Origin of the sequence: Pseudomonas sp. RA_15y_Pfl2_54 (genome assembly GCF_963971015.1) — a bacterium.
GTDB lineage: Bacteria > Pseudomonadota > Gammaproteobacteria > Pseudomonadales > Pseudomonadaceae > Aquipseudomonas > Aquipseudomonas baetica_A.
Window position 1 is genome coordinate 68,493 of record NZ_CAXAPN010000036.1, and the last position, 18,479, is coordinate 86,971.

An 18,479-nucleotide genomic window follows, 5' to 3' on the forward strand; every position below is an offset into this window, starting at 1 on the left:
CGTGAGCAAACCCGCTCCTACCATGGATTTCAACACTACGTAAAAAGCCCGGCGCTCATGACTGAACGCCGGGCTTTTTTACATCTGGATCAATCAGGCATCCAACTCGGCCCAACGCTCCACCAGTGCATCCAGCTCGGCCTGCAATTGCTCAAGCGAGGCAATCACCTTGGCAGTCTCTGCCGCAGGACGCTGATAGAAACCGGCTTCGGCCATTTCGGCCTCTACGGCAGCGATTTGTTGCTCCTTGGCGTCAATATCACCCGGCAACGCTTCCAGTTCGCGCTGCAACTTGTAGCTCAGCTTCTTTTTTGCAGCAGGGGCAGCAACGGCAGGCGCTGCGACGGGAGCCGGCTCAGCCGTCACCACCGCCGAGTTCAGGTCAGCCTTGCCCGACTTGCTCTCGGTTACACCCAGCAGACGCGGCGAGCCGCCCTGACGAATCCAGTCTTGATAACCACCGACGTATTCGCGCACCTTGCCTTCGCCTTCGAAGACCAGGGTGCTGGTGACGACGTTGTCGAGGAATGCCCGGTCGTGGCTGACCATCAGTACAGTGCCGTTGAAGGTCAGCAGCACCTCTTCGAGCAGCTCAAGGGTTTCCACGTCGAGGTCGTTGGTCGGTTCGTCGAGTACCAACAGGTTCGCTGGTTTGCTGAACAGCTTTGCCAACAGCAGGCGAGCACGCTCACCACCCGACAACGCCTTGACAGGCGTGCGAGCACGCTGCGGGCTGAACAGGAAGTCGCCGAGGTAGCTCAGCACATGACGGCTCTGGCCATCGATATCGATAAAGTCGCGACCTTCGGCGACGTTGTCGATCACGGTCTTTTCCAGATCCAGCTGATGGCGCAATTGATCGAAGTAAGCCACATCGATCCGGGTGCCCTCTTCAACTTTACCGCTGGTCGGTTGCAGGCCGTTGAGCATCAGCTTGAGCAAGGTCGTCTTGCCGGTACCGTTGGCGCCAAGCAAACCGATACGGTCGCCGCGCTGCAGCACCATCGAGAAGTCCTTGATCAGGAACGGGCCGTCCGGGTGATGAAAGCTGACATTTTCCAGCACCATCACTTGCTTGCCAGACTTGTCGGCGGTTTCCAGCTGGATATTGGCCTTGCCGGTACGCTCACGACGTTCGCTGCGCTCGACACGCAGGGCTTTCAGGGCGCGAACGCGACCTTCGTTACGGGTACGACGCGCCTTGATGCCCTGACGGATCCACACTTCTTCCTGAGCCAGACGCTTGTCGAACAGCGCGTTGGCGGTTTCTTCAGCAGCCAGCGCGGCCTCTTTGTGGACGAGGAAGCTGGCGTAGTCGCCGTTCCAGTCGATCAGGCCGCCGCGATCCAGTTCGAGGATGCGCGTGGCAAGGTTTTGCAGAAAGGAACGGTCGTGCGTGATGAACAGCACGGCGCCCTGAAAATCTTTCAGCGCTTCTTCGAGCCAGGCAATTGCACCGATGTCCAGGTGGTTGGTGGGTTCGTCGAGCAGCAGCAGATCGGGTTCGGACACCAGTGCCTGCGCGAGCAGCACGCGACGACGCCAGCCACCGGACAATTCGGCAAGGGTCTTGTCAGCCGGCAATTGCAGGCGGCTCAGTGTGCTGTCGACCAGGGTCTGCAAGCGCCAGCCGTCACGGGCTTCGAGGTCGTGCTGAACGTGCATCAGTTTGTCCAGATCGGCATCGGTGACGATGTTCTGGCTCAGGTGATGATACTCGGCGAGCAAGGCGCCAACACCGTCGAGGCCTTCAGCCACCACGTCAAACACCGTCCGCTCGTCAGCCACCGGCAATTCTTGCGGCAATTCGCCGATTTTCAGACCGGGGGCACGCCACACCGAGCCGTCATCGGGCTTCTGGTCGCCCTTGACCAGTTTCATCATGCTGGATTTACCAGTGCCGTTGCGGCCGATGATGCACACCCGCTCACCACGGGCGATCTGCCAGGACACCTTGTCCAACAACGGCATCGCGCCGAATGCAAGGGACACATCGCTGAATTTGAGCAGGGTCATGAGCTTCTCCAAAAACCGGGCGCGCATTCTACCTGAGTTAGGGCTTCAGCAGGCCGGCAATTTGTCTGTCGAAGCACTCTGCACAACATTTGTTGCGAACTTGTGCTGTAAGGCCCGCAAAGCTTTCGCCGCTTGCTGGCAAAAGGCTAAGCTACAGACAATTCAGTGCTGATCGAGGTCAGCACTTGTCATGATTTCTCTGCCCGGATGTCTCATGCGCAGTCGCCTTTTCAGTGTTTTTTCCTGTTTCCTACTTACCGCCGCTGCCGTTCAATCCGCCCAGGCGGTGGACCTGTCCACCCAACGCCAGTATTACGATGAAGCCAAACGCGCCCTGGCCAAGGGCGACACCGGTCCGTATTTGCGTTACAGCCAGGCCCTGGCTGATTATCCGCTGGAACCGTATCTGGCTTACGACGAGCTGACCGCACGCCTGAAAACCGCGAGCAACGCGGAAATCGAGAAATTCCTCGCCGAGCACGGCGACCTGCCCCAGGCCAACTGGATGAAGCTGCGCTGGTTGCGCTGGCTCGCCGACCGTGGCGATTGGACAACCTTCGTCAAGTATTACGACCCGAAACTCAATTTCACCGAACTGGACTGCCTCAATGCGCAGTACCAGATCAGCCATAACCAAAAAGCCGAGGGATACGCCAACGCGGACAAGCTCTGGCTCACGGGTAAATCGCAACCTGCTGCGTGTGATGCGCTGTTTGGCATCTGGGCCGCTGACGGTCAGTTGACCGAGCAAAAACGCTGGCAGCGCACCAAGCTTGCAGCTCAGGCCCGCAACTTTGCATTGGCCAACAGCCTGGTGAAAGGCCTGACCACCCTCGCCCCACGCGGTCGTTTGTTGGTGGATGTGGCGCAAAAACCCGAGTTACTTAATCAACCATCACGCTTTACCCCCGCCGACGAACCGATGTCCGACGTGGTCAGCCTCGGCCTGCGCCGCCTGGCCCGCCAAGCCCCTGACAAAGCCATGGCCTTGCTCGACGGCTACGCCAGCAGCATGCACTTCTCCCGCGATGAAAAAGTCGCGATCGCGCGGGAAATCGGCCTGACCCTGGCCCGGCGCTTCGACAGTCGAGCGCTGGACGTGATGACCAAATACGACCCGGAGCTACGTGACAACACGGTTTCCGAATGGCGCCTGCGCCTGCTGCTGCGTCTGGCGCGCTGGGACGACGCTTACCAATTGACCCGTCGCTTGCCGCAGGACCTGGCCACCACCAATCGCTGGCGCTACTGGCAAGCCCGCAGCCTGGAACTGGCACAGCCGCAGAACCCGCAAGTGCAGCAACTCTACAAGAGCCTGGCCCAGGAGCGCGACTTCTACGGCTTTCTTGCCGCTGACCGCTCACAGTCGCCGTATTCGCTGAACAACAAACCTTTAGTGCTCAGTCAGGCGCTGATCAACAAAGTACGCAACACCCCCGGCGTGCGGCGTGCGCTGGAATTCCACGCACGGGGACAGATCGTCGACGGCCGTCGCGAGTGGTATTACGTCAGCCGCCACTTCAATCGCGACGAAATGGTCGCCCAGGCGAAACTGGCCTATGACCTGAAATGGTACTTCCCGGCAATCCGCACCATCAGTCAGGCGAAATACTGGGACGATCTGGACATCCGCTTCCCGATGGCCCACCGCAATACCCTTGTGCGTGAATCCAAGGTTCGCGGGCTGCATTCGAGTTGGGTGTTCGCGATCACCCGCCAGGAAAGCGCCTTCATGGACGACGCCCGCTCAGGCGTTGGCGCCAGCGGTCTGATGCAACTGATGCCAGCCACCGCCAAGGAAACCGCGCGCAAGTTCAGCATTCCGCTGGCCTCGCCGAAGCAGGTGCTCGATCCGGACAAGAACATCCAGCTCGGCGCGGCTTACCTGAGTCAGGTGCACAGCCAGTTCAACGGCAACCGCGTCCTCGCTTCTGCCGCTTACAACGCCGGTCCCGGCCGTGTACGCCAGTGGTTGCGTGGTGCTGATCACCTGAGCTTCGATGTCTGGGTCGAAAGCATTCCGTTCGACGAAACCCGCCAATACGTGCAGAACGTGTTGTCTTATTCGGTGATCTACGGCCAGAAGCTCAACTCGCCCCAGCCGCTGGTGGATTGGCATGAACGGTATTTTGATGATCAGTGATCACGCAGATCACACCCGGTAAAGAAAATGCCCTTATCGCGAGATAAGGGCATTTTTCATAGCGCTCGACCGTGTCGGTGCTTAGTCGCTCATCACCTGCACGCCATCGTTGAACTGCAACGCCGCCAGCCGTGCATATAGCGGATTACTGGCAATCAATTCCTGATGCGTCCCTACCGCGACCAGTTTGCCCTGGTCCATCACGGCGATCCGGTCGGCGTTCTTCACCGTGGCCAAACGGTGGGCGATCACCAGTGTGGTGCGGTTGTGCATGAGATTGGGCAAGGCTTGCTGGATCAGGTGTTCACTTTGCGCGTCGAGTGCGCTGGTGGCTTCATCCAGCAGCAGGATTGGCGCATCCACCAACAACGCCCGGGCAATGGCCAGACGCTGGCGTTGACCACCGGAAAGTCCAAGACCGCCATCACCCAGATGGGTTTGATAGCCATCAGGCATTTGTTCGATGAAGTCATGGGCGTGGGCAATTCGGGCCGCTTCCTTGACTTGTTCCAGCGTGGCCGATGGGCAGCCATAGCGGATATTTTCCTCCACGCTGCCGAAGAACAGCGCCGGCGTCTGGGAGACCAAAGCAAAACAGCGACGCAGATCCAGCGGATCGAGGCTGGTCAACGGCACCCCATCCAGCAGAATTAGGCCTTCGCGCGGATCGTAAAAGCGCAGCAGCAAGTCATACACCGTGGATTTACCGGCACCGGATGGCCCCACCAGCGCCAGAGTTTCGCCAGCTCTGACGGTAAGATTCAACCCATCGACGGCGTAGCTTTGCGGACGCGAGGGGTAGGAAAACCTTACATCCTGCAGTTCCAGTTCGCCTTTTACTCGCGCCGGCAAGGTCACCAAACCCGTCGCTGGCGGTTGAATGATGTTTTCCGAGCGTAGTAATTCGGCAATCCGTTCAGCGGCACCGGCGGCGCGTTGCAGTTCACCAATCACTTCGCTCAATGTGCCAAAAGCGCTGCCGACAATCAGGCTGTAGAAGACGAACGCCGCCAGTTCACCGGCAGATATCCGCCCGGCAATCACATCCATGCCGCCGACCCACAACATCACCGCTACAGCGCCGAGCACCAGCACGATGACCAGAGTAATCAGCCACGCTCGCTGGAAGATTCGCTTGCGGGCCGTTTCGAAAGCCTGCTCAACCGTCGTCGCAAAGCGCTGTTCATCCTGCGCCTGATGGTTGTAAGCCTGAACGGTTTTGATCTGCCCGAGGGTTTCGGACACGTAGCTACCGATATCGGCAATCCGGTCCTGGCTCTGCCGCGACAGATTGCGCACGCGCCGCCCGAAAATCAGGATCGGCGCAATCACCAGCGGCAAGGCGATCACCACGATGCTGGTGAGTTTGGGGTTGGTGATGAACAGCAGTACAACCCCGCCGATGACCATCAGCAAGTTGCGCAGGAACAGCGACAACGACGAACCGATCACCGACTGCAGCAGAGTCGTGTCAGCCGTCAGGCGTGACTGGATTTCCGAGCTGCGATTGTCCTCGTAAAACCCCGGATGCAGGTAAACCAAATGGTTGAACACCTGCCGGCGGATGTCTGCCACCACTCGCTCACCGATCCACGACACCAGATAGAACCGGGCAAAGGTGCCGACCGCCAGGCCCAACACCAACAGCATGAATATGCCTATGGATTGGTTGAGCAAGTGCGGTGATTGGGTCATGAACCCCTGATCGACCAGCAGTTTGATCCCCTGCCCCAACGACAAGGTAATACCGGCCGTCACGATCAACGCCAGCAGCGCGCCGAAGGCCGGCCAGCGATAAGGGGCGAGAAAACGACTGGTCAGACGCAAGGCGCGCCGGTGTCGAGAGGAAAGCATCGGGATCATTGAGGTTCACGTCTGTGCTGTTGAATAGGGCCAGCCTACATACTCAAATGGGGTGGAACTCTGTAAATCACAATGAGTCAGGTTAAATATGCCCGTGACGACTAGGGCCTAGAGACTATTGGTCTAAAGTCCCGGTTGAGACGAACGGTCATTTCTGGTTGAGTGGAGATGCCGCCCCCGATAAAGCTCAGGGGATTGTCACAGCCCGGTCACGTGGCGGTTCTAACCTAGGCACACAACCTGATGAGGAGACAGGCCATGTCCTTGCAACACAGCAGCAATGACAAGATTGAAGTGATCCGCACCAAGCCCGGCCAGACTCTGGGTTGTTCGATCATTGATAAGGACGGGCGTGAAGTACCGATCACTGAAGACATGATCCAGGACGCTTGCCGCGAGCTGGAGAAGCGATTGATCAAGCCTGCCGAACAAAAGTGATATAGCCACTGTCTTCCTGACCCGGCCCCTCTGGCCGGGTTTTTTATGCGTGGCTGTCAGACCGCAGCTTGCTCGCGAACGGGCCGGTTCGGTGCCCTAGACCGCAACCGCTCCAAGTGCCGCCACGATCTGCCGCAATACAGGCGAATCTCCCTCAATCCGCACCTTCAACCCTTCAATCTCGCGCCGAACCGGATATTGCTTGCGCAGCACATCAAATGCCGCACGCTGTTCAGCGAGATTGCCTACAAGGCTGCGGCGAAAATCCGCATCGTCGCGGCGTGGGTCGTACACGCCACGGCACAACATCGCCAACGCCCAGGCAGGATCGCTGTCGGCCTGCAAGGTGACTTGCGACAACCACGGGGCAGGCAGCAAGTCACTGAGCTGGATGCTCGCAGGCTGCCCGATAAAGTCGCAGTACGCCTGATAGATCTGCGCCGTCCCGCGCTGTTTGCCATCGAGGCTGTACCCGGCAATGTGCGGCGTGGCCAGTACGCAGAGTTCGGCCAGTGCCACATCGACCTCCGGTTCTGCCTCCCAGACATCGAGCACTGCTTGCAGGTCTTCACGCGCCAGCAGCACTTTGCGCAGCGCGGCGTTATCCACCACCGGGCCACGGGCAGCATTGATGAGCCAGGCACCGGGCTTGAGTTGCTGCAAACGCTGTTGATCGAGCAGATGCCAGGTCGCCCCTTCACCGCTGCGGGTCAATGGCGTGTGCAGGCTGATCACATCGCATTGCTCGATGATCTGCTCCAGGCTGACGTAATCGCCCCCCTCGGCGGACTGACGCGGCGGATCGCAGACCTTCACGTTCCAGCCCAGACCTTTAAGGACCGTGATCAGTCGACCACCGACTTCGCCCGCACCCACCACACCGAAGGTTCGCTGAGCCAGATCGACGCCTTCGATTTCGGCCAGCGTCATCAGGCTGCCAAGCACGTAATCGACCACGCCCCGGGCATTACAGCCGGGCGCACTCGACCAGGTGATACCGGCTTGGGCGAAGTATTCAAGATCCAGATGATCAGTGCCTATGGTGCAGGTGCCAACAAAGCGCACCTTACTGCCCTCGAGCAAGGCACGGTTGACGCTGGTCACAGAACGCACCAGCAATACATCGGCCTGTTCAACCGTCGCACGGTCGATGGAACGGCCTGGAACTCGGCGGATTTCACCGAAACCGGCAAAAAAAGCATCGAGCAACGGAATATTTTCGTCGGCAACAATCAGCATGGCGGGCTCCTTTGGCGGATCGGCAGTTTAGGTGCAGACAGGCGGTTGGGCCAGCAGGCTTTGCGCTTACAAATCCGTAACAGAGGATTTTTCCTGACCAAGGCGTCAGCGGCGTAGAATGCGGCGCCCTGCGCATCAATATCTGTGGACGCTTTGCCTGTGAATTCCGTAACTGACCAACCTGTCGCCGTCGCCCTCACCCGTCCCGCCAGGGTTCGCCTGGAGATGAAAAACCTGCTCGCCCTGGCGTTGCCGATCATCATCGCGCAACTGGCAACCACGGCCATGGGTTTCGTCGACACGGTAATGGCCGGTCGCGTCGGCCCGGGGGATCTGGCGGCGGTGGCCTTGGGCAACTCGATCTGGGTACCGGTCTTCCTGCTGATGACCGGCACCCTGCTGGCGACCACGCCGAAAGTCGCCCAGCGCTTCGGCGCCGGCACTCACAGCGAGATCGGCCCGGTAGTGCGACAGGCATTGTGGCTGGCGTTGGCAGTAGGGTTAATTGCGACCGTAATGCTGCTCGGCGCCGAGCCGATCCTGCATCTGATGAACGTCGATCCCGAGCTGATTGGCCCTTGCATGCAGTATTTGCACGGCATCGCCAGCGGGCTGCCGGCGGTGGCGTTTTATCATGTACTGCGCTGCTTCAGTGATGGCCTGGGCCGCACGCGGCCGGCGATGGTGTTGGGCTTGTGCGGCCTGGCGCTCAATATCCCGCTGAACTACATCTTCATCTACGGCCACTTCGGCGTGCCGGCCATGGGCGGCGTCGGCTGCGGTTGGGCCACGGCGATCGTGATGTGGGTGATGGCGCTGGGGCTGGCCGGTTACGAGCGCTGGGCGCCAGCCTATCGTTCAAGCGAACTGTTCAGCCGTTTCGATTGGCCACAGTGGGCGGTCATCAAACGTCTGCTGGCGATCGGCCTGCCGATCGGTATCGCCGTGTTTGCCGAGTCGAGCATTTTCGCGGTCATCGCGCTACTGATCGGCAGCCTCGGCGCTACCGTGGTGGCCGGGCACCAGATTGCACTCAACGTCAGCTCGCTGGTGTTCATGATTCCTTACTCACTGGGCATGGCAGTTACCGTGCGCGTGGGCCAGGCTCTGGGCCGGGAAGAACCGCGTGAAGCGCGTTTTGCGGCGGGCGTCGGCATGGGGACCGCATTGGCCTACGCCTGCTTGTCGGCGAGCATGATGTTGCTGTTGCGCGAGCCGATTGCGGCGATCTACACCGCTGACCCGACGGTGATTCACATCGCTGCGATGCTGATTGTGTATTCGGCGCTGTTTCAGTTTTCCGACGCGATCCAGGTCACCGCTGCCGGCGCGTTGCGTGGTTATCAGGACACACGCGTAACGATGATCCTGACCCTGTTCGCCTATTGGGGCATCGGCCTGCCGGTGGGTTACGCCCTCGGCCTGACAGATTGGCTCGGCGCGCCTCGTGGCCCGAGCGGTTTGTGGCAAGGTTTGATCGTCGGCCTGAGTTGCGCGGCGTTCATGTTGTCGATTCGTCTGACCCGCAGTGCGCGCAAGCGTATCCGAATCAGCCGTTCGCTGGGCTAAGTCCACTTAAACCAAAAAAATGTGGGAGCGGGCTTGCTCGCGAAAGCGGTATCTCAGTCGCCCTTGTAGGTGACTGAAAAACTGCATTCGCGAGCAAGCCCGCTCCCACATTGGGTTTGGCCTGAGGCTCAGGCGTGCTTCTTGCGAATCCAGTACAGGTAAGTACCGGCCTCTTCATGCTGGCTAACCAGTTCATGGTCGAGAAACACGCAGAACTTGGGGATATCGCGCTTGGTCGACGGATCGGTGGCGATCACCTTGAGCAGGCCGCCGGGTGCCAGATCACGGATGTGCTGATGCAGCATCATCACCGGCTCCGGGCAATTGAGGCCCGTGGCATCGAGGGTACCGTCGACCGGCATGTCGATCATTTCACTCATGATTCACTCCTGAAACTGGCCTGCATTGTCGCGCATTGCCGGGTATATCGTCTAACCCTGTGGTGCTTCAGCGGGATTTGGGTTTTCTAACGTCATGCCGACGCAAGTGGCACGTGACCTCTTCGCGATCGTGATACAGCTGCTTGCAGCCGATATCAACCTTGATGCCGCGCGCCTTGAAACCATCGGCAATGCGCTCAAGCAGACGCTTCACTTCGGCATAACGCTGTTTCATCGGCAGCTTCAGGTTCACGACCGCCTCACGGCAATGCCCCTCGCCGATCCACTCTTCGAGCATCGCCGCGTTACGCGCCGGTTTCTCGACGATGTCGCAGACCATCCAGTCCACCGGTTGCTTGGGCTTGAAGGTAAAACCGTCAGCCATCAAATGCTGCACCAAACCCGTGTCCATCAGACTTTCGGCCATCGGACCGTTGTCGATGGCGGTCACCAGCATGCCGCGATTGACCAGTTGCCAGGTCCAGCCACCCGGCGCGGCGCCGAGATCGACGCCGGTCATGTCGCTGTGTAGACGATCTTCCCACTGATCACGCGGGATGAAGTGGTGCCAGGCCTCTTCCAGCTTCAGTGTCGAACGGCTTGGCGCCTCACGCGGAAACTTCAAACGAGGGATACCCATCGGCCACATCGCCGAGTTACCCGCGTCCGCCATACCGAGAAAAACTTCGCGGCCGCTCTTGAAGGTCAGCAACAGACGCGGCTTGCTGGCGTCTTCCACCAGTTTGCCGGCGCCGGTCAACGCTTTACGCAGCGGGCCTTCGAACTTCTTGCAGAAATTCGACAGTTCCTTGCCGTCGTTGGTGTCGACGACTTCCAGCCAAAGGCTGCCGCACACCGGGAAATCGGCCATGTGCGCGAGGATCACGCTGATACGGTCGGTTTCAGGCAGATCGATGAAAACGCCACGCGCCCATTGGCGCGGGAAGATCAGCTCGGCAAAACGCTGACCACGCATCAGGCGCTCGGCGCCGTCTTCTTCGGTGCAGACAAACTCGGCGCAGGCGGTGGCCGTTTTGGCTTTGGCGTAACCGGCCACGTTGAGTTGGGCGGCGAGGTCGGAAATCTCCGAGCAGACTTCGCCTTCGAAACCTGGCCGGCAATGCATGAATAGGGTGTTCATTCTTACTCCTGGGCAGAGGGCGGACATTCGGCCCCTGCGCGATGCTCAAGCCTTGCGTTGCGGCAAAGCCTGTCACGAAAACCGGCGCATGATAGCCGATGTCGGAACCTTGGACTTCGTCATAGAGTCCAGTTATTAGCCAGCTAATGAAAACAGGGCTAGTTTTAAAGCTCTATTCGTCCCCCGATCCGTAGCCGTGCGGATTCAAAGGAGTGATCGTAATGCCGTCCCTCGATAGTCTGAAGACGCTTAAAACACTGCAAATCGACGATAAGACCTACCACTATTTCAGCCTGCCGGATGCTGCCAAAAGCCTTGGCAACATCGACAAGCTACCGATGTCGCTGAAAGTGCTGCTGGAAAACCTGCTGCGCTGGGAAGATGAAAAAACCGTCACCGGCGCCGACCTCAGAGCGATTGCCGCCTGGCTCAAGGAGCGCCGCTCCGACCGCGAGATCCAGTACCGCCCGGCCCGGGTATTGATGCAGGATTTTACCGGTGTACCGGCCGTGGTCGATCTCGCCGCGATGCGCGCCGCCATGGCCAAGGCCGGTGGTGATCCGCAGCGGATCAATCCGCTGTCGCCGGTGGACCTGGTGATCGACCATTCGGTAATGGTCGACAAATTCGCCACCGCCAGCGCTTTCGAGCAGAACGTCGACATCGAAATGCAGCGCAACGGTGAGCGTTACGCCTTCCTGCGTTGGGGCCAGAGCGCTTTCGACAACTTCAGCGTGGTGCCGCCGGGCACCGGGATCTGTCACCAGGTCAACCTCGAATACCTCGGCCGCACGGTGTGGACCAAAGATGAAGACGGTCGTACCTATGCCTTCCCTGATACGCTGGTGGGCACCGACTCCCACACCACCATGATCAATGGCCTTGGCGTGCTGGGCTGGGGTGTCGGCGGGATCGAAGCCGAAGCGGCGATGCTTGGGCAACCGGTGTCAATGCTGATTCCGGAAGTGGTCGGTTTCAAACTCACTGGCAAACTCAAGGAAGGCATCACCGCGACCGACCTGGTGCTGACCGTCACGCAAATGCTGCGCAAGAAAGGTGTGGTGGGCAAATTCGTCGAGTTCTATGGCGACGGCCTCGCCGACCTGCCGCTGGCTGACCGCGCGACCATCGCCAACATGGCTCCGGAATATGGCGCAACATGCGGTTTCTTCCCGGTCGATGACGTGACCCTGGAATACCTGCGCCTGTCCGGACGCCCCCCGCACGTGGTGAAACTGGTCGAGGCTTACACCAAGACTCAGGGGTTGTGGCGTCTACCCGGTCAGGAGCCGGAGTTCACCGACAGCCTGGCGCTGGACATGGGTGGCGTCGAAGCGAGCCTCGCCGGGCCAAAACGACCGCAGGATCGCGTTTCATTACCCAACGTTGCGCAAGCCTTCAGCGACTTCCTCGACCTGCAATTCAAACCCACCAGTAAAGAAGAAGGACGTCTTGAAAGCGAAGGTGGCGGCGGCGTGGCCGTGGGCAATGCCGATCTCATCGGCGAAACGGAGTACGAATACGAGGGGCGCACCTATCGACTGAAAAACGGCGCGGTGGTTATCGCCGCCATCACCTCGTGTACCAACACCTCAAACCCGAGTGTGATGATGGCCGCCGGGCTCTTGGCCAAAAAAGCCGTGGAGAAGGGGCTGACCCGTAAACCGTGGGTGAAGAGTTCGCTGGCGCCGGGCTCGAAAGTGGTTACCGATTACTACAAGGCGGCGGGACTGACGCAATACCTCGACCAGCTTGGCTTTTCGCTGGTGGGTTACGGTTGCACCACCTGCATCGGCAACTCCGGCCCGCTGCCAGAGCCGATCGAGAAAGCCATTCAGAAAGCAGACCTTGCTGTCGCTTCGGTGCTGTCCGGCAACCGCAACTTCGAAGGTCGGGTGCATCCATTGGTGAAAACCAACTGGCTGGCCTCACCACCGCTGGTGGTGGCTTACGCGCTGGCCGGCACTGTTCGTACCGATATCAGCAGCGAACCGTTGGGCAATGATCCACAAGGCAATCCGGTGTATCTGCGCGATATCTGGCCGAGTAGCCAGGAAATCGCCGACGCGGTGAATCAGGTCAACACCGCGATGTTCCACAAGGAATACGCCGAAGTGTTTGCCGGCGACGAACAGTGGCAAGCCATCGAGGTGCCACAAGCGGCAACTTATGTGTGGCAGGACGATTCGACCTACATCCAGCATCCGCCGTTTTTCGACGAGATTTCTGGCCCACTGCCAGAGATCAAGGATGTAAAAGGCGCGCGGGTGTTGGCTTTGCTCGGCGATTCGGTGACCACCGACCACATCTCCCCTGCCGGCAACATCAAGACCGACAGCCCGGCCGGGCGTTACCTGCGCGAAAAAGGCGTGGAACCGCGAGACTTCAACTCCTACGGCTCGCGGCGCGGCAACCATGAAGTGATGATGCGCGGCACCTTTGCCAACATCCGCATCCGCAACGAGATGCTCGGCGGTGAAGAAGGCGGCAACACGATCTACATGCCCACGGGTGAGAAACTGGCGATCTACGACGCGGCCATGAAATATCAGGCTTCGGGAACACCCTTGGTGGTGATTGCCGGACAGGAATACGGTACCGGCTCCAGCCGTGACTGGGCGGCTAAAGGCACCAACCTGTTGGGCGTCAAAGCGGTGATTGCCGAAAGTTTCGAGCGCATCCACCGCTCCAATCTGGTGGGCATGGGCGTATTGCCGCTGCAGTTCAAGCTCGATCAAAACCGCAAGAGCCTGCACCTGACCGGCAAGGAAACCTTCGAGATTAAGGGCCTGAGTGGCATTGAGCTGACGCCGCGGATGAATCTGCCGCTGGTGATCACCCGTGAAGACGGGCAGCAGGAGAGAATCGACGTGCTGTGCCGCATCGATACCTTGAATGAAGTGGAGTACTTCAAGGCGGGCGGGATCCTGCATTACGTGCTGCGGCAGCTTATCGCCTCTTGATCCACACCGTACCTGCTGGGGGGAGCTTGCTCTCTCCCCACAGTGGGTCATACCGGCACTTTTTTACGGACGAAAAAAAACCCGCCGAAGCGGGTTTTTCCCAAGACCATTATCGACTCCCTGTCGGCAGCGATCCTTGCAATGGTCGATCATCCGTGATCCTGAAGTACTCCCTGTGCTTCAGTTGATGTGTGTAGATTACGCGTGGGATCCAATCGGCAATAGTCGACATAGCTACCATCGCGTGTAGGACATTCGCTATACGACCCCTTCCGAAAACCCTTAGACGTGTCAGGCGCGGGGCTTCAAATCCGCAATGTGTTCGACTTTCAGCGGCCCATAGGCGTATTCCGGCAGAAACCATACAGCAGCCAACACCCCCAACCTCATCCACCTGCCCCCTGACGAGCCCTGGCACTGTCGATAAGAAAGTGTTCAAGGCGGCTCAACTGTTCTTCCCAGCCACGGCTGTCCATGTAATAAGCCTCCTTCTGACGAATATCCGGAATGTGCGCAAAACCTGACTCTGACACCTTCAGCAAGGTGCCTTCCTCGTAATCTTGCAGCTCAAACTTGACCAGCGTGGTGGGCTCTTGGGAATAGTCGATCTTTGGATTGACCGCATACGGATGCCAGCGGAATGAAAATAGTTGCTGCGGCTCGACTCGCTCGACCAGCACATTCCATAAAACGTGCTCAAAACCCGGATACGTGACTTGCCCTTGCGTCCATTCGCCGGCAATAAAACGCCTGCCTTCCAGTGCCACCCCAAACCACTGGCCAAACGCCTCGGCATCGACCAATGCACGCCAGACATGAGAACGTGGCGCCCTGAGCGTGATTTTGCGTTCGAAACTATTGGGTACTGGTTTCATACGTCACCTCCTGTTCTGAACAGTAGGCTTGTATGACCACATGTCCAACCTGAAGTTGTATCAAAGCAGTGCAGCGGTTCATCTGCAATGACACATCCGGCAGCGTTTCAAGCGCCTCTGAACGGTTGAAACTGATACCTTTTCCCGGGAATTGAACGAAGCAAGGAAGAGTCATGCAGCCATCCCTCACCGAACGTTATCGCGGCGCCCTGCTGGGCCTGGCTTGCGGCGACGCGGTCGGCACCACGGTTGAGTTCAAACCGCGCGGTTCATTCCAACCATTGACTGACATGCTCGGTGGTGGTCCTTTCCACTTGAAACCGGGGCAATGGACGGATGACACATCGATGGCTCTGTGCCTGGCGGAAAGTCTGCTGAGTAAAAACGGTTTCGATGCCACAGACCAGATGGGCCGCTATCTCAACTGGTGGAAATGGGGTTACCTCAGTTCGACCGGCGAATGTTTTGATATTGGCATGACCGTCAGTCAGGCGCTCTCGCATTATCAGCAAACAGGTGAACCCTTTGCTGGATCAACCGACCCGCACACCGCTGGTAATGGCTCCCTGATGCGGCTGGCACCGGTGGTGCTGTTTTACTTTCCTGACGTTGAACTGGTGCGAAAGTTTGCCGCCGACAGCTCGCGAACAACCCATGCAGCGCCTGAAGCTATCGAATGCTGCTTACTATTTGCCGAACTGATCGGCAAAACCCTGCTCGGAACAGCGAAAAACATCTTGCTCGAGCACGCCCTCACGACCTTCACACAACCCAAAGTCGTTGCGCTGGCCCGAGGTGAATACCTCGACAAACCGGCAAACGAAATACGCGGTAGCGGCTACAGCGTCGAGTCATTGGAAGCAGCATTGTGGTGCTTTCATCACACCGACAGTTTTTCAGAGGCGATCCTGCAAGCCGCGAATCTGGGCGATGATGCCGACACCACCGCCGCGATCGTTGGCCAGTTGGCCGGTGCCTTCTACGGCGTCGGGGCCATTCCTGCCAAATGGCTGGAACTGCTGCATGAAGGCGAGGAGATTACAGCGACCGCAGACCGCTTGCTTGAAGCCTCCAGACAACGAGCACCTGAATAGGAACCACGCAGTCGCTACACTACTCTGCACTTTCATCCGACATAACGAGAACTCCCATGTCCCCACGCCTGCTCCTGGCCCTGATGCCATTTCTGTTCACCCCCCTCGCCCACGCCGCCGTCGACTGTGCCAACGCCAGCGATCAGGCGACGATGAATCAATGCGCCGGCCAGGACTTCAAAGCGGCGGACAAAGAACTGAACACCGTATATCAGCAGATCAACGGGCGCTTGAAGGACAATCCGGATAGCAAGAAGCTGTTGGTCAATGCGCAAAGGGCGTGGATCGGGTTTCGCGATGCCGAGTGCGCGTTTTCGTCATCCGGGGTGGCGGGCGGCAGCGTTTACCCGCTGATTTACAGTAGCTGCATGACGGCCGTGACCAAAGTCCGGGTTGAGGCGCTGAAGCAATATTTGAAGTGTGAAGAAGGTGACATGGGTTGCCCGGTCCCCGGGGCCTGATGCGTGTAGTGAGGATTTTTTGCGCAATAACTGTGCCGCCGCGCGGAAACGGTATTGCTCGACAGCTTCCAGCACATGCTCAGCCTGCGAGAGCCTGTGCTGTCTAGCTGCTGCCGGTTAAACGTGCGGATTGCCCGGTGCTTTGGTCGGCGCGGCGTATTGCGGCTTAAGATGACCATCCTGATCAAGTAGCCAGGCGTCCATGATCTGCCGTACCACGGGACCGGCGACACGACCACCGGCTTCGCCGTTTTCGATCATCACCGAAACCGCAATCTTAGGATCTTCAGCCGGCGCAAAACCGACGAACAAGGCATTGTCGCGGTGGCGTTCGAGGGTCTTCTCACGGTTATAGCGCTCACCTTGCTTGATCGCCACCACCTGTGCCGTGCCGCTCTTGCCGGCGATTCGATATTGCGCACCTGCTGCCGCCGCGCGAGCAATGCCGCGGGGAGCGTGCATCACCATCTGCATGCCGTGGTTGACCTGCTCCCAGTCGCGCGGGTCCTTGAGCACGATATTCGGCATCGGATGCTCATCGACCGGTGCCACACCATCGACAGTCTTGGCCAAGTGCGGTCGGTTCCACACGCCTTTGTTTGCGATCAACGCGGTCGCCTGCGCCAGTTGCAAAGGTGTGACCTGCATGTAGCCTTGACCAATACCGAGGATGACCGTTTCGCCCGGGTACCAGGCCTGCCGCCGTGTCGCGCGCTTCCAGGCTTGAGATGGCATCAGACCGGGGGACTCTTCGAACATATCCAGCGAGACTTTCTCACCCAGGCCGAACATCGCCATGTAGTCGTGCAGGCGATCAATGCCGAGCTTGTGCGCCAGGTCATAGAAGTAGGTGTCGTTGGAGCGCATGATCGCTGCGTCCATGTCGACCCAACCGTCACCGCTGTGGTTCCAGTTTCGGTACTTGTGATCGTAGTCCGGGAGTTGGTAGTAGCCCGGATCGAACACGCGGGTCTGCGGCGTGACAACGCCCGCATCGAGACCGGCGATCGCGACTTCCGGCTTAATCGTTGAGCCCGGCGCGTACAAGCCTCGAAGTACACGGTTGAATAGCGGCCGATCAATGGAGTCACGGAGCGCCGAATACTCCTTGGAGCTGATGCCAGTAACGAACAGGTTCGGGTCAAAACTCGGGTTGCTGACCATGGCTAACACCTCGCCACTGCTCGGATCAAGCGCCACGACGGAACCGCGGCGATCCCCCAAAGCAGCTTCGGCAGCTTCCTGCAATTTGACGTCGAGGCTCAGGACTATGTTTTTGCCCGGCACGGGATCTGTATGTTTGAGTACCCGTAGCACTCGGCCTTGAGCGTTGGTTTCCACTTCCTCATAACCGACGTGACCGTGCAGTTGCGCTTCATAGAAGCGTTCGATACCGGTTTTGCCGATGGATTGGGTGCCGCGGTATTCCACCGAGTCGAGGGTCTTGGATTCTTTTTCATTGATGCGGCCGACATAACCAATTGAGTGAGCGAAGTGCATGCCGAATGGGTAATGTCGAACGAACTGTGGCTCTACATCCAGGCCAGGCAAACGGAACTCATTGACCGCCAACACAGCGATTTGTTCTTCCGTCAGCTCATAGAACAGCGTTACCGGGGTGAACGGGTGGTGGGACTGCTTCAGCGCCTTGTCGAATACCGTCCGATCTTCCGCAGGTAGGTGTAAGAGATTGATAACCTCGTCCAACTCCTGATTGACGTTGGTGGCACGTTCGCGAGTGATGCTCAGGTTGTAACTGGGACGGTTATCTGCCAATAGCACGCCATTGCGGTCGTAGATCAGTCCGCGTGTGGGCGGGATCGGCAAAACATGGACGCGGTTGTTTTCTGAAATGGTTGAGTGGTAGTCGAACTCGACTACTTGCAGGATGTAAAGGCGCACCACCAGCGCACAGCTAATGACGAAGACGAAAAAGGCGCAGGCGATCAACCTTTTGTTGACCAGCCGCGTCTCTTTCTCGTGATCCTTGATCGGGATTGGTTCAGGCATTTCCACAGCAACTCTTTGACATAAATGAGTGCCGCTCCCTAGGCATGGCATCAGTCCGTGAAAAAAAGAGCTGCACCATACCAAAAACTGCCCGGTCACTTCATAACGTTTTTCCCCCAACAGAAGCTCTTGTAACAGCTAGGGGATCAACGGGCCTGAAAACTTTCCTGCGGGCAAAACAAAACCCCAACTGCTTTCGCAATTGGGGTTTCGGAATTTAATCTTGACGATGACCTACTCTCACATGGGGAAACCCCACACTACCATCGGCGATGCATCGTTTCACT

Annotated in this window: 13 protein-coding genes; 6 read left to right on the forward strand and 7 right to left on the reverse strand. The window is 58.6% G+C overall.

What is annotated here, in order from left to right; genetic code table 11:
- Nucleotides 1-93: 93 nt before the first annotated feature.
- Nucleotides 94-2,016, reverse strand: a complete 1,923-nt coding sequence (locus AACY50_RS23590; protein ID WP_339433395.1) for an ATP-binding cassette domain-containing protein — start codon at nucleotides 2,014-2,016, stop codon at nucleotides 94-96.
- Between the two features lie 214 nt (nucleotides 2,017-2,230).
- Here AACY50_RS23590 and AACY50_RS23595 point away from each other — a divergent pair, with 214 nt between their 5' ends.
- Nucleotides 2,231-4,159, forward strand: coding sequence for a transglycosylase SLT domain-containing protein (locus tag AACY50_RS23595; protein WP_339539233.1), 1,929 nt, complete (start codon nucleotides 2,231-2,233; stop codon nucleotides 4,157-4,159).
- A gap of 81 nt (nucleotides 4,160-4,240) precedes the next feature.
- Here the strand turns inward: AACY50_RS23595 and AACY50_RS23600 are convergent, their stop codons facing one another.
- The gene (locus AACY50_RS23600) at nucleotides 4,241-6,022 is read right to left on the reverse strand and encodes an ABC transporter transmembrane domain-containing protein (RefSeq protein WP_339433397.1); all 1,782 of its coding nucleotides are present in this window, start codon (nucleotides 6,020-6,022) and stop codon (nucleotides 4,241-4,243) included.
- Between the two features lie 258 nt (nucleotides 6,023-6,280).
- Here AACY50_RS23600 and AACY50_RS23605 point away from each other — a divergent pair, with 258 nt between their 5' ends.
- Complete coding sequence (locus AACY50_RS23605; RefSeq protein ID WP_339433398.1) at nucleotides 6,281-6,460, forward strand: PA1571 family protein; 180 nt, start codon at nucleotides 6,281-6,283, stop codon at nucleotides 6,458-6,460.
- Between the two features lie 96 nt (nucleotides 6,461-6,556).
- On the opposite strand, the gene pdxB is transcribed toward AACY50_RS23605, so the two are convergent.
- Nucleotides 6,557-7,699 carry a 4-phosphoerythronate dehydrogenase PdxB gene (gene pdxB, locus AACY50_RS23610; RefSeq protein WP_339495330.1) on the reverse strand — a complete coding sequence of 381 codons (1,143 nt, stop codon included), beginning with the start codon at nucleotides 7,697-7,699 and terminating at the stop codon, nucleotides 6,557-6,559.
- Between the two features lie 159 nt (nucleotides 7,700-7,858).
- On the opposite strand from pdxB, the gene AACY50_RS23615 reads away from it, so the two are divergent.
- Complete coding sequence (locus AACY50_RS23615) at nucleotides 7,859-9,268, forward strand: MATE family efflux transporter (protein ID WP_339433400.1); 1,410 nt, start codon at nucleotides 7,859-7,861, stop codon at nucleotides 9,266-9,268.
- Nucleotides 9,269-9,396: 128 nt separating this feature from the next.
- On the opposite strand, the gene tusA is transcribed toward AACY50_RS23615, so the two are convergent.
- The gene (gene tusA / locus AACY50_RS23620) at nucleotides 9,397-9,648 is read right to left on the reverse strand and encodes a sulfurtransferase TusA (protein WP_339433401.1); all 252 of its coding nucleotides are present in this window, start codon (nucleotides 9,646-9,648) and stop codon (nucleotides 9,397-9,399) included.
- Nucleotides 9,649-9,715: 67 nt separating this feature from the next.
- Entirely contained in the window at nucleotides 9,716-10,789 is a 1,074-nt protein-coding gene (rlmM, locus tag AACY50_RS23625) for a 23S rRNA (cytidine(2498)-2'-O)-methyltransferase RlmM (RefSeq protein WP_339433402.1), read from the reverse strand.
- 221 nt (nucleotides 10,790-11,010) lie between these two features.
- On the opposite strand from rlmM, the gene acnA reads away from it, so the two are divergent.
- Complete coding sequence (gene acnA, locus AACY50_RS23630) at nucleotides 11,011-13,752, forward strand: aconitate hydratase AcnA (RefSeq protein WP_339433403.1); 2,742 nt, start codon at nucleotides 11,011-11,013, stop codon at nucleotides 13,750-13,752.
- Between the two features lie 386 nt (nucleotides 13,753-14,138).
- Here acnA and AACY50_RS23635 read toward each other — a convergent pair whose 3' ends face one another.
- Nucleotides 14,139-14,627, reverse strand: a complete 489-nt coding sequence (locus AACY50_RS23635) for an SRPBCC family protein (protein ID WP_221733243.1) — start codon at nucleotides 14,625-14,627, stop codon at nucleotides 14,139-14,141.
- Nucleotides 14,628-14,800: 173 nt separating this feature from the next.
- Here AACY50_RS23635 and AACY50_RS23640 point away from each other — a divergent pair, with 173 nt between their 5' ends.
- A complete protein-coding gene (locus AACY50_RS23640) occupies nucleotides 14,801-15,721 on the forward strand; it encodes an ADP-ribosylglycohydrolase family protein (RefSeq protein WP_339433404.1) in 921 nt (306 codons plus the stop codon).
- 56 nt (nucleotides 15,722-15,777) lie between these two features.
- Nucleotides 15,778-16,182, forward strand: a complete 405-nt coding sequence (locus AACY50_RS23645) for a lysozyme inhibitor LprI family protein (protein WP_339539234.1) — start codon at nucleotides 15,778-15,780, stop codon at nucleotides 16,180-16,182.
- A gap of 117 nt (nucleotides 16,183-16,299) precedes the next feature.
- Here the strand turns inward: AACY50_RS23645 and mrdA are convergent, their stop codons facing one another.
- On the reverse strand, nucleotides 16,300-18,192 hold the full coding sequence (gene mrdA / locus AACY50_RS23650) for a penicillin-binding protein 2 (protein WP_339433406.1): 1,893 nt from the start codon (nucleotides 18,190-18,192) through the stop codon (nucleotides 16,300-16,302).
- Nucleotides 18,193-18,479: the final 287 nt, after the last annotated feature.